This is a genomic window from Enterovibrio paralichthyis (genome assembly GCF_019209835.1).
Classification (GTDB): domain Bacteria; phylum Pseudomonadota; class Gammaproteobacteria; order Enterobacterales; family Vibrionaceae; genus Enterovibrio; species Enterovibrio paralichthyis.
This window is the reverse complement of sequence record NZ_JAHUTS010000003.1, coordinates 99,485-111,756: the sequence shown is the minus strand read 5'-3', so window position 1 is coordinate 111,756 and position 12,272 is coordinate 99,485. Positions and strand designations below refer to the sequence as shown.

General features: G+C 48.9%; 13 protein-coding genes. 4 read left to right on the top strand and 9 right to left on the bottom strand.

The features are described from left to right. Positions 1-73: 73 nt before the first annotated feature. Positions 74-337: a glutaredoxin family protein gene (locus KU854_RS04905; protein ID WP_218357343.1), complete on the top strand. Its 264-nt coding sequence runs from the start codon at positions 74-76 to the stop codon at positions 335-337. Positions 338-418: 81 nt separating this feature from the next. Here KU854_RS04905 and KU854_RS04900 read toward each other — a convergent pair whose 3' ends face one another. After that, positions 419-1,243: a DUF2059 domain-containing protein gene (locus tag KU854_RS04900; protein ID WP_218357342.1), complete on the bottom strand. Its 825-nt coding sequence runs from the start codon at positions 1,241-1,243 to the stop codon at positions 419-421. Positions 1,244-1,542: 299 nt separating this feature from the next. Between KU854_RS04900 and KU854_RS04895 the strand changes: the two genes are divergently transcribed. Next, positions 1,543-1,902 (top strand): diacylglycerol kinase, encoded by a 360-nt coding sequence (locus KU854_RS04895; protein WP_218357341.1) that lies wholly within the window; start codon positions 1,543-1,545, stop codon positions 1,900-1,902. 80 nt (positions 1,903-1,982) lie between these two features. On the opposite strand, the gene KU854_RS04890 is transcribed toward KU854_RS04895, so the two are convergent. The 6 genes from KU854_RS04890 to KU854_RS04865 all read right to left on the bottom strand — a co-directional run bounded on the left by KU854_RS04890 (position 1,983) and on the right by KU854_RS04865 (position 8,393). After that, positions 1,983-3,053, bottom strand: a complete 1,071-nt coding sequence (locus KU854_RS04890) for a DUF4056 domain-containing protein (protein ID WP_418885839.1) — start codon at positions 3,051-3,053, stop codon at positions 1,983-1,985. 21 nt (positions 3,054-3,074) lie between these two features. Continuing rightward, complete coding sequence (locus KU854_RS04885; protein ID WP_218357339.1) at positions 3,075-4,193, bottom strand: BamA/TamA family outer membrane protein; 1,119 nt, start codon at positions 4,191-4,193, stop codon at positions 3,075-3,077. An 8-nt stretch (positions 4,194-4,201) separates the two neighbouring features. After that, positions 4,202-5,125, bottom strand: a complete 924-nt coding sequence (locus KU854_RS04880; RefSeq protein ID WP_218357338.1) for a TonB-dependent receptor — start codon at positions 5,123-5,125, stop codon at positions 4,202-4,204. Between the two features lie 743 nt (positions 5,126-5,868). Continuing rightward, positions 5,869-6,255 (bottom strand): subtilase family AB5 toxin binding subunit, encoded by a 387-nt coding sequence (locus KU854_RS04875; protein WP_218357337.1) that lies wholly within the window; start codon positions 6,253-6,255, stop codon positions 5,869-5,871. Between the two features lie 60 nt (positions 6,256-6,315). Further along, positions 6,316-7,206 carry a zinc metalloprotease gene (locus tag KU854_RS04870; protein ID WP_218357336.1) on the bottom strand — a complete coding sequence of 297 codons (891 nt, stop codon included), beginning with the start codon at positions 7,204-7,206 and terminating at the stop codon, positions 6,316-6,318. A gap of 374 nt (positions 7,207-7,580) precedes the next feature. Then, positions 7,581-8,393: a hypothetical protein gene (locus KU854_RS04865; RefSeq protein WP_255555423.1), complete on the bottom strand. Its 813-nt coding sequence runs from the start codon at positions 8,391-8,393 to the stop codon at positions 7,581-7,583. Positions 8,394-8,448: 55 nt separating this feature from the next. Between KU854_RS04865 and KU854_RS04860 the strand changes: the two genes are divergently transcribed. Further along, entirely contained in the window at positions 8,449-9,156 is a 708-nt protein-coding gene (locus KU854_RS04860; RefSeq protein ID WP_218357335.1) for a DUF445 domain-containing protein, read from the top strand. 269 nt (positions 9,157-9,425) lie between these two features. Next, the gene (locus KU854_RS04855) at positions 9,426-9,941 is read left to right on the top strand and encodes a hypothetical protein (protein ID WP_218357334.1); all 516 of its coding nucleotides are present in this window, start codon (positions 9,426-9,428) and stop codon (positions 9,939-9,941) included. 56 nt (positions 9,942-9,997) lie between these two features. On the opposite strand, the gene KU854_RS04850 is transcribed toward KU854_RS04855, so the two are convergent. Further along, positions 9,998-11,746, bottom strand: coding sequence for a lysophospholipid acyltransferase family protein (locus KU854_RS04850; protein ID WP_218357333.1), 1,749 nt, complete (start codon positions 11,744-11,746; stop codon positions 9,998-10,000). Positions 11,747-11,775: 29 nt separating this feature from the next. After that, a complete protein-coding gene (locus KU854_RS04845; protein WP_218357332.1) occupies positions 11,776-12,204 on the bottom strand; it encodes a YHS domain-containing (seleno)protein in 429 nt (142 codons plus the stop codon). Between the last annotated feature and the right edge of the window lie 68 nt (positions 12,205-12,272).

Genomic DNA, 12,272 nt, shown 5'->3' with positions numbered 1-12,272 from the left:
CCGGCGCCCTATCCAGAACCTCAATTGCGGTGGAGTGGGTGTCTATTTCATTTGATGTTGTAAGGAATATGCCATGCCACCACTAAGTGCACACAGCCTGTACCAAAGCCCATACTGCCCGTTTTGCGTGAAGGTGCGCTCAGCGCTGCAAGCCATGCAGCTTAAAATTGAAATGGTCGATACCGTTAGGGATCCGGAGGCACGACAGGCACTGATCAACGGTGGCGGCCGCAGCATGGTGCCTTGCCTGCGTATTGACCATGAAGATGGTTCGGTGGAATGGATGTATGAGTCGGACGATATCATCGACTACTTCCGCGACAACTTTGCGCAGTAATTCGCGCATAAGCCCACGCCGAGGTAGGAAAACAAAAGCGCTGCACGAGGCAGCGCTTTTTTGTGCACAACGCTCCCAAGGCTAGACCTCGTCGACGTCAGCGCCCATTTTCTTCGCCCAGTTATGAAAGCTTTTTTCCAGGCTGTTGAACATGCTTTGTGTGGCTGTCAGGTTGAACTTTTTCGCTTCCGGCGTTGAGAGGAAGGCAATGTACTTATCCATTTCCTCCGGCGTGAAATCCTTATAGGCATACGCCAGCGACACTTTCATCATCTGCTCAACATTGGCTTCAGACTGTTTGCGCACCGCATCGAGCTCTTTTTGCATCACTTCCAGCCCTACCGGGGCTTGCGGCTCCATTACAGACATCAAACCGGCAAACACCGCGAGCTGTACTTTCTCGAAGAAGTCTACAGTTAGGGTGGTCAAATCCATCAAGGTTTCAATCTGTCCAACCTGATCCATCAGCGCTTTACGCTTTAACAATGCCGGAGCTTCCTGAGACATGGCCGCGAAGGCTTCTTCCGTACTGCTGTTGGATTCCGCTTCGGTAAAAGCGCGGCCAAGAGGTGAGCGATACCAAGCCAGCAGACTTGAAACCTCAGCGTCGCTAAGCTTTTCGGACAGGGATTGCTTGATTTCAGCAATAATTTGCTCCGGCACGATGGTTTCATCCATCGCACGGATCATGTCATCCACTTCTTTTTGGGACGTATCCGGCTGCTGTTTAAATGCTTCCACCAGCCCCAGTTTTACGGTTTGCGGAAACTCGTTCACCATTTGCTCGACACCTGAGGCAGAGAGCAATTCATTCAGGGATTTATCAGAAACCGCCGCCTGACTTGACGCTGCAAACATCAGCGCAAAGCACCACAATATCCATCGTTTACCTTGTGTCACCATCATCGTATTCCTTTTCGGGGAGCGTTTTATCAATACTCGTCGAATCTGATGCTGATGTGCGCTCCAAGGTCAGGAAAATAGGTGAAATAGTACTTAATTGAGAGAAAAGCAGCAGACAGTTGTCAGGCATAAAAATGAAGCGTTCGGAGGCAGGTTCAAATTCGCCCCACTGGCAGGCAGTCAATAGACTGAAAAAACAACCGGTCACAACGGAGAAAGCCTCTCTAAAACATAGAAATTTATGACGTTAAGCCTCACAATATGCGACCTGATTAATCAATGACACCGGCGAGAACAAGAACATGAAACCCAATGCCACTGGGCTGAAACGCATCGTGGATGCAACCGGCTATTCCTTTCAAGGGCTTAAAGCTGCATGGCGCAATGAAGCCGCTTTCCGTCAGGAAGCGGTACTGCTGGTGGTAATGACAACCATCTCTTTCTTTTTGCCAGTGACACACCTTGAACAACTGCTGATGATTGCAACCCTGTTTGTGGTGGTGATTGTGGAGCTTGTTAACTCGGCGATTGAAGCCGTGGTCGACCGTATTGGCCCTGAACGCCATGAACTGAGTGGCCGCGCAAAAGACATCGGCTCTGCTGCCGTATTTATGGCTTTAATGCTGGTCGTTGTTACCTGGGGCAGCATTCTGCTGTTTTAGTCCCGGCAACAAAAATCTGCAGATTAAAACACAAAAAGGGCGCCAAGCGGCGCCCTTCGGTTATCTGTTATTCCCTGTTTTCACTGATTTTTCAGTGCAGCAGCATCATTAGACTTTGCGACATCCGCAATGCGCTGGAACTGCTCAGGTGTCCACACGTTCATTGCTTTCATCGCTGCCGGCAACGGCGCAAACGCGCCATCCAGGCTTGTTTTACGCAATTCAAACTGTGCCCAATCCGATACCTTTTCGCCATCATGCAGATCCTCAGACAACTGCAGCATCGTGCCATCTGCAACGCCATTCGGAGACAGCGACATGGACAAATCGTAATCACGTTTACGCAGCACCCATTTATCCGGCAGGCGCTTGCTGCTGTCCCACCATTTGCCATCAAGCGCATCAATACGTGTTGTGGTTTCACTGGCTGACACCGCCCCCAAGGCTTTCAGTGCGCGCTGGGTTACCCTGTCCATTTCACGGCCAAAGGCTTTCACATCCATATCCGGTTGCAGGCGCAAGACTTCCATCGCCAGTGTCGCGCCCAGCATATTCGAATAGAGATCTTCCGGCGAAAACGCCGAAGCGAACTCTTTAAATCCGGACACCGATTCCATGCCAAACCACTGCGCTATTTCATGCCACTGCGCCAATCGGAATGCCATCACTCCCGCGATATCGAGCGCCAGTAAATCCGCTTGCGCGACATTTTCCGGCTTGGTGTTTTTCTTCAACACAATCGCGCGCTGACGAAGTTCGTTCGGCAGGGTGATAACCGCGTCCGTACCGAGCTTTTGGCGGATTTCCCCAAACAGGTAATAGGTGAAGTCTGCCGTATCCCGCACATGCGCGGTATCAATAAAGCCGCCCTGGGTCGTGAAAATAAGCCCGTTATGCTCATCACCCAACCCCAGCAAACTTCGGGAAACCCCTTGGGAGCCATCGTTATAGATATGGTTGCCAATCTCATCAGCAGCCAATACGTTTCCGACCGAAAAGAACGGCACAGGGACATTCCCGACCTGCGCTTTCAAATCCTTGCCAAAGGCACAACAAGGACGCACACCTACCGGCGCGTCGGCCAATGCAAGATGGCTGACAGCAAGGAGGGCGCTGCCTAACACCGCGTGACAGACGCGGCTGTATCTGATCACTCTTTTGCTCATGGGGTTTTAAAATGCTTCGTTAATGTGGAAATAGAATCCGCTGCTGTCTTTCCCGATACCGAAATCAAAGCGGACGTTAATGCGCGGCTTGAACGCAAACCGATAACCGATGCCGGCGGTGGGCAACCAGCTGCGGTCAAACAGACCATCCACGTCGGAGGCCACATTGCCTGCGCCGACCCAGGTCACCATGCCATGCCGGGCATTGAACTGATGTCGCCATTCAACCTGCGCTGAAAGCTGGTAGTTATCGCGGTACTGGCCGATGTAATAACCACGCATCCGTTTGTCGCTGCCAAGCTCGGAATAGGCATACCAAGGCACATCGCCGGTCACGCCCTGACCATAAACATCCCATGCCAGAATGCTGTCCGGCGACAGGCGTTGGTACTCGCGGTAATTCAGGGTGACGCGGTCGTAATTGTTGTCCGAACCAAATGCCTCACGGTACGACGCCCATTCCATACTCAGCAGGCGACCCGATTCCGGATTAGGTTCAAAATCCCGGCTGTCATATTCCAGCGCGAGCACAGCAGCACTGCTGATTGAATCCTCAAGCGCTGCGCCCATCAGCAGTGGACCATCCGATTCCTGATCCGTATAGCGCTGGAAATCCCAACCGATCGTGGCATAGGTTTCCGGCAGGAACTGGTAGGAGACTTTTGGCGTAACGCGCAAAATCTGCGCCTGTTGCTTGGTTTTGTTGTTGCTGTTTTCAGCCGCATCCCTACCCACACCCCAGTAATAACCGGGGGCATGGCTGATCCAGCCATCGGCAAGGAAACGCAGGGTATCGCCTTTCAGGTAGGTACGGTTTTCAACGCCAAGGCCATAAGAGCCTGACGTCGACACATAGGATTTCACCGCCACCGTGGAATAGGGGGTTGTTTCCACCCAATCTGACGGCGCATAAAGACCCACCGCCGCCACACCAAAGCCAAAACCTTGCTCAGGGTTCACAAACGGCCCAGGTAATACGCCCCAGTCAATACCGTCTTCGACATTGATGGTTTCGCTTGAGCCAAGCTCGGTCAGCAGGTTGTCAATCCAATCCTGCTCTTGTTCCTGCGCTAACACGGCGGTCGGCAACATCACCAGCAGAGGCAATGAAGTTATGGCTTTCATCGAACCCCTCAGTAGCGCATATCAACGGTTAAGAACAGGCTCTGACGATCGCCCAAGCCCACTTCGCCGAGCAGATAAAGGTTCGGTGAAATTTGGTACTGCATGCCGACGATAGGGTTCCAGGGCGTGGTTAAACGTTGTTCAACGTTAAAACGGCCTTCGTTATCTTTGTTCACGCTACCAAGCAGCCCCGACAGGCCAGCAGGCAAATCCAGCGAGGACAAGCTGCCAGAGAGCGATTGCTCAACATCCTGATACATTGCGCCAGCCCACAGACGAAGCGGCAGTCCCTTCTTGGTAAAGTCGTAACCGACACGGGGAGACACCACAATGGCGTCGATCGCACCGTCAACCACGGTCAGTTCTGTTTGGGTGTAGCTCGCATCAACCAGACCAAACCAGTTGCCATAGCCGCCTGCCAGCACAAAACCACCGCCATAGAGGTTGCCATCCAGATCCAGACGGAACGGGATCGCTTCAGGGTTTGGGTTTTCGAGGTAAATTTTATCTGAGATACGGATGCCGTCGATGGTGACATCTGTTTCTGAATATCCGGTCAGCTTACCCACCATGCCGTACACATTCAGGAACGGGAAAATCCACACATCTGCGCGCAGTGAAAGCACTTCACTTTTCTGGCGACCCGGCGCAGCGCTGATATCAATCATGTCCTGAGCGATAGGAATGTTCAGACCATTAGGGAACAGCCAGCTTGGATCTGTCTTGTAAGCCAGCCCGTCAAACGCGATTGAATCGACCGCGATACCCTGCTCCATGCTCATATAACTGAGGTTCAAACCGATTGGTTTCGGCAACACATAGCCACGGGATTCCGCCTCCTCTTTCCAGATAGGCAGCGAAAATGAACTCGCCCAGCTTGTTGTTGAGCACAGCAAAAGGCCAGTTGCGAGAAGACGGGTTGCTAAAGACATATACCAAAAGTGTCCTGATCGGAGCTTCGCAAACGTGTTGGCTTGAAGTAACACGTGCGTAGGCTATTACTGCATTTTGTTACCGAAACGGGTCAAAATTGCAGCGCATTATAATGTGACGCATATCATACTAATCTATTAATTAAAGTAAACTCAAAAGTGTACTTTTAGAAAGGTGCTGTTCAGCTTGTCATTGAACTACCGTACAAAAATGGAACGAAAGCCCTTTTTCATAACAGGTTCTAAAAGCCTTCAGGTGAAGCTTTCGAAACGAGTTGTTTGGGGCTAGAGACTATAGACTGGAGACTAGAGACTAGAGACTAGAGACTTGAAAAGTTAGCGGACTGGCTTTTTGTCCTTCCCCCTTTTCAAGGGGGAAGTTAGATGGGGGTATTGGCTGCTGGTACAGTCAATAGAGTGCAATTGCTTATTGACGTGAGAAGGGAGCATATGTGTTAAATCCAAATTTTTGATGTGTTGCTTAATCACTCAGATGATAATCGATGGATCTTGGATTGGAGTTGAATGTGTGCTTTCCCTATATTCCATATTGCTCTGACTACTAAACACCCCTGACGGTGTCATAACTGTTATTAAGGTAACCGGATCTTCTATTAACACCGATGAATCTCGCGATCGTTTCGAAGTACTATTTGGAACTTAAATTTTCCAAATCATTAAGGTGAAGGTAAGGATTTACTTTCCTTACCTTCAGTTTCACTAAAAATTGACAATTAGTTAATTCATTCAGTTGGAAAATAAATACTCATAATTTCATCAACATTACTATTGTTGGAGTTAACTATTGATTTTAAGTTTTGACTCCCAAACATATTTCTTTTCAAATAAAGGGAAACAGGGCTATCTATAAGATATGCACTTCTCGCAACGCTGAAAAGTTGAGGGAAAGCATTCTTTGCAACACCAAAATCTTTGAGTCCACATGCAGTACTATACGAACTATCACTCTCTTGAACCTTGTATTTAACACAATAATACGAGGTCCCTTCAAGCACTCCAGATATAAACCCTTCAATATTTACTCTTTCAGCAAAGCCATCATTATAATCGGCAAAAGATTTAAATGACAAAAGAATAATGGTTAAAAGTGACATTTTAAAGTAAGACATTTTATTTCCTCGGATCTGATTGTTTTGTTCCATATTAAGTGTTCTCATGATAATTTTAATTTATAACTCTGAACCACGCAGTGACATAAATGCTGCAGCGCACGCCAAAGAAAGAACATGCCTTCTTGAATGTGATTCAAACATCCGTCCAGCACCTTGTAAATCATTTCTTGATATAGCAATGTCACTAATAGTTACTGGTCGATGCAAATGTTCAGAAAGGATACGCAAATAATTTCCAGACCTTCCACTTAGCATAATTGATGGCCTCGAAGCACTAAGTCCGCACATAACTATCAGTCTACCAATTTCATTGGGACCAACGTGTACACCATTTTCGTCATGATGCGCCAATCCCAGTGCATGTCCAATTTCGTGACGCAAAGTCAAATTAACCATCATTCGAACCAGTTCAGTAATATCAGTGGCTGATGAAATCGCATTTACATTACGAAGGCCTGAATATAAATTTGGTATTTGTCTGGTGAATCCTCGCGGCTCAAGATTGACTCGACTAATCGAACCATCAATTTCACTCAGTGAATTAAAAACAGTATTGCCGTAAGTATTTGCGTTTGTAGTGATTCCAAATCTAATATATCCATTCTGCCCTTCACTTGAAAGAATTCTTTCGAAACGAAGCCCATTAGACTCATGTGCCCATTCATTTATTGCACTTAAAATTTCATCTTCAAGATTAACATGTACAGTTATATCATCGACTGTGATTTGAACGTTATTAATTTCGGGCGGTATATAATACCTTATCACTGAGCCATATATATCTCTAGTATTATAAGGCGCATTTAAGTCCTCATTAAAGTAACCAACAACATTATAAATGTCATTAGGTTTGGCATTCGAAAATGAAGAAAAAAACAACAAAGCAAAAAATATGTATGCAAGTGTCAATCCATGGAAGGTTTTTATGTTCATTTCAATATCAATCACCTAGTTTTCAGCTAACGCACAGTAGCATAACGCTTTATATCGATTATTTTGCTTTATTGATGAGACATATCGTTTTTTTTGAGTTTGATTTATTTTTAGCTTAAGACAGAAAATCTCTTGCCTTGTTAGTTGGATTTTTGTGAGCGTGCATTCAGGCTAACAACTGTAACTTTAAATTAGGAAGTATTAAATGAGCACATATTGAATAAGCCAACGTTAAATAAGCTATACCTTGAATGGATAGGCGCATTTAGACTCTTTTATAACTTAAACTGTCTGATGAGATTGACGCTCACAAATATGGCGTCACACGCCAAAATTAGATTGCAACAAATCAGTTAATCAGGGGCGTTCGTTATGCAGTGTAAAACCAATCAAATAGGAAAAAACGTCATCGACGCGACGCCATGCACCACCTGGTTTATTGCGCGGTTGGTGCGGTCGGCGACCATTTTGGCCATCATGTCCTGAATGACGATCATCTTGCTTAGCAAACGTTCGTAGCTGTAATTGGGGGTGCCGTCGTCGGCGATGCCGTTGCTGAGGAGCATCAGTTCACCCTGCAAGTCTTTTCGGGTGTTGAGCAGCCAGGCGAGGATTTCGAGGTTGCGGGCGCTGTTATAGAGTTTTTGCTGGTCGATATCATCGAGAAGGTAGAATTCGAGCTGATGGTTGTAGCTTTCGCTGATCATGCCGCTGATGCCAACCATCAGGGCGAATACCCTGTCGCCGGTGTAGGTTTCGTCAAAGGCCAGATAAAGCGCGGCAACCCCATCCCGTCCACCTAACTCGGCATAGCCGCCAACAGGGCGGTCGACGGTCATCAAGGCATCCAAACGCCCATTCACCGTGGCTTCCGGTACTTTTGCCAGCTCGCGGGGATTGCGCTTATATAGCTTGATGGTCAATTCACGCACCAGCTCCCTTATCTCCGCAATGTGAATGTCGGTGATAAGATCCATGTCGGTTTTAGCAAGGTTTTTAAATTGGAAGGGGCGGCTACCACTGCTGCAGGCGACAAGGGTAAAAGCCAGCACCATGATCACTCCGGCACGCAAAAGCATCTGACATTCTTTAGTTGCATAAGGAAACAAAAGTGTAGGTGCTCTCTGCCCCGGCTGGAAAGTGCCACACCCCGGCGTTGGGCGCTGCATCGTAAAATCCCGCTGTTTGATGGTTGTTTGCATGGCAGGATTTTCATTAAAATCTGGCCACTTCCTTGGACATACATTGAGTAAATTCATGAACAAGAGCTTTTTAACCAACCTTATTGCTGCGCTGATCACGGCTGCCGGTTACTACTTTTCACAACCTGTCGCCCTGTATGGCGGTCTGTTCGCCCTGTCCGGCTCGTTAACCAACCTTCTGGCGGTACACATGCTGTTTGAAAAGGTACCGGGACTTTATGGCTCAGGCGTGATTCAGGCGCGCTTTGAAGCGTTCAAGCTTGGTATCAAGTCGTTGATGATGGATCAGTTCTTCACCGCAGAAAATATGGACCGCTTCCTGAAAAAAGAGATGTCCAGCGGTGCGACCCTGAACCTTGACCCTGTGATTGAGCAAATCGACTTCAACCCAACCTTCGATGGTCTGGTTGAGGTGATCAACAACAGCTCTTTCGGCGGCATGCTGGCAATGTTTGGTGGCGCTGAAGCACTGGCACCGCTGCGCCAGCCGTTTGTGGAGAAGATGAAATCGTCCGTGGTGGAAATCACCCAGCAGGACAATTTCCGCGATGCGCTGAAAGGCCAGCTGGAACAGCCGGAGATGGTAGGCGATATTAAAGCGAATATTGAGTCGGTGATTGAGCAACGTCTGGATGAACTGACGCCTGAGCTGGTGAAAGAGATCGTACAGAAGATGATCCGCGAGCACCTAGGCTGGCTGGTTGTCTGGGGCGGCGTGTTCGGCGGTATTATCGGTGTGGTATCTGCGCTGATCACGGGCTAACTGCCAGCAAACTGGATTCACAATGTGGCACCCTTGCGGTGCCATTTTTTATCACCCGGTTTTCTTTCCGCCTCGCCTCCGGTCACAAATTGCTGATCTATTGACAAAAAAACTGTTCAGATTTCATCCCACCTGCCGATTCATTTCTAAACTGAGCCAGAGCGTGCCGAATAACTGTACAAAGCGGGTACACCTAAACGACCTGAAGATGCTTAGGTATATACCCAACAGTCGGCGATAATTTGAATTTTTCACAAGGGGTGAACTTTATGGCTACTTCACGGAAACTGCTCACTTTGACGGCGCTAGGCGCCACATTGTTCGCAACATCGGCATCTGCATTGATTCTTCCACTGACTCTGGGTGTCGATGGTGGTGTGACAGATGTGAAATATAAAGGCCGCAGCGCAACCGGCTACTTTTGGGCAGTGAACGGCAACCTCAAACTGAACACCTTCTCCAGCATTTATTCTGGTTACGGCGAGACGACGGCAGACATCCCTGATGCCAACGGTGTCGATCAGAATTTCACCTCTACATCGATTCCTCTGGCACTGCAAATCACCCTGCCTATCGTTCTTGGTGATGTGTACGTGCGTGGTGGCGGTAACTATTACGACAATACTTATGCGAATGAGTCGGAAGATGGCTGGGGCCTGTTGGGTGCGGTCGGTATTAGCCTTGCACCGGCTATCGGCCCTGGTATGGCACTGGAAGTGGGTTATCAAGATCGCGGTAACGCAGAAACCAGCACCATTTCTGTCGGTGCCAGACTTAACTTTTAATACGAAGACTAATAAGAAAAAGCGCCAGAGCGGCGCTTTTTCTGTTTTTGGCGCGGCTATTTCACGCCATGGTGGGCAAGGTAGTTTTCCGCCTGCTCTTTGCCCATATAGCGTCCAAGCGTTTTGGCCGTCACATTGCGAAGATCCACCACAATCAAACCATCCAGCGCATCGTTAAACGCCGGGTCAACGTTGAAACATACCAGTTTGCCATTCAACCCAAGGTATTGGCGCAGCAGCACGGGCACGCCAAGGCCATGGGTCATCCGTCCCAATACCCTTGAAAGCATATGCATGTCGCCAAGGGCAGATAACATAGAGGTATGCCAGGGCACAGGCTCTGAGCTTTCCAGCGGCGTTGTTGGCTTCACCAGTGCGGCAATCTGCGTATCGTAGTGATGGACACTCAGGCTTTCTGCCAGTAAGCGACGCGCCTTTTGCGGGTAGTCGTTGCTGATACTCACCGGACCAAACAGAGTAGTGATTTCCGGGTTGATTCGCACATATTCAGCGATGCCTTTCCAAAGCAGTAGCAGGGCAGAAAGGCTGCGCTGGTATTTTTCATCAATCACCGAACGTCCCATTTCCAGCGATGCACCCATGCTGTCAACAAACCGCTGGTCGTACTGGAACAGGCTGCGTGAATAGAGCCCAGAAATGCCGTGCTGACCGACGATATCCTTCACCCTGCCAAGGCGGTAGGCACCGACCATCTGGCGCTGTTCACGATCCCAGATAAACAGGTGAAGGTAGTACTCATCGTACTGGTCCAAGTCGCATTCCAGCCCAGTGCCCTCACCAACTGCGCGGAAGTTCATTTCGCGCATGCGTCCGATTTCTTCGATGATGACGGGAATATCTGACTTCCCGCAGCAATAAACATCAAACTCACCGCTGCTGAGCAGTTTGGCTTGCTCGGGAAGCGTGTCGAGTTCTGCTTCGATAGCCTCTGGCGATTTGGCCGCAATCAGCGCCGCGCCGGGGTGCGCCATCACTGACGATGCCTGCGATTTATCTTCGTTAAGTAAGTAGGTATTGAGGCGCAGGTAATTGACCAGCGCTTCGTCATTATCAAAGCCGCGGTACTCCTTCCAGGCAATAGGATCACCAATGGAAAGCGGTATCGAGCGGCCTTTTTTGTTCAGCAATTCCCTGCCAAGCAATGCCGTGCGCAGCAAAGGGTGAATCCGTCCGGCGCGGTAGAATTTGCGGCTGTTTTGCCCGCCGATAAACACAGGTACCACGGTCGCTTTGTGCTTTTTCACCAGTACGGCAGCAGAGCGACTCCACGCCTTGTCACTGAGCATTCCTTTGTGATCGAAGGTTGATACCTCACCAGCCGGAAAAATCAGTAACAGGCCACCTTCACTGACATGTTGGTGGGCTTCCCGCAATGCGCGCATGTTGGCACGTTGGGCGCTCTCCCCTTCAAACACGTCCACGCCGATAAAAAGATCGCTCAATTCCGGAATGCGTTTGAGGTAGTAATTGGCCAACACTTTCACATCCGGTCGGATTTGCCGGAGCACCTTGGCAAGAATCACCCCTTCCACACCACCGAGGGGATGGTTTGCCACTACCACAGTGCCGCCGGTCTTGGGAACATTGGCAAGTTGCTCTTCAGGCACCGTATAAGCGATACCCAACACATCCAGTGTGTATTTGAGAAAGTCGTCGGTATCAATGCCTTCCGGGCGACGACGGTAATAGGTATCCAGCGCCCTAAGGCCAGTGACTGACTCTAGCGCTTTCTCAACCACACCAAAGGGGGTTTTACGTGGGATCTGAAACGGACTAACGGCCATTAACTCTCCTCAATCTGGGAAAAGTGCGCTTAGCGCTTCGCCCAGTTTTTGTCACCAGTTTCGATAAAGCCGGGGACATCTTTTTCCCATTTGTTCTGTACCGACTGGTCGTAATTCAGATACAGCTTGTTGTCGACAATGGTCCAAAACTCCGGATCGCCCGGTGCCAAATCATCTTTTTCCGCAATGGCCCAGGCACAATAGCCACCATACTGTGGCGCGTATTTTTCAGGATCGGCCAGGAATTTGTCCAAATTCGCCTGACTGGTAAATAACCAGTCCGCCCCTTTGTATTCGGTCTTGAAGGATGAACTACCCTTGGTTGGCGTTCCTTCGAAAAACGAAACAGTGTCATAGCCACTGACCGCTTTGTTGCTGAAAAATCCGGTGTAGATATCGTCCGCGGAAAAAGCCACGGAAGAGAAAAACAAGCTGAGCAAAACCAGTAAACGGGCCATACCAAAACTCCTGTCTATTTGTCATAAGGTTCACTGATTAAGAACCGGAGGTAGGGCGAAAAATTTCA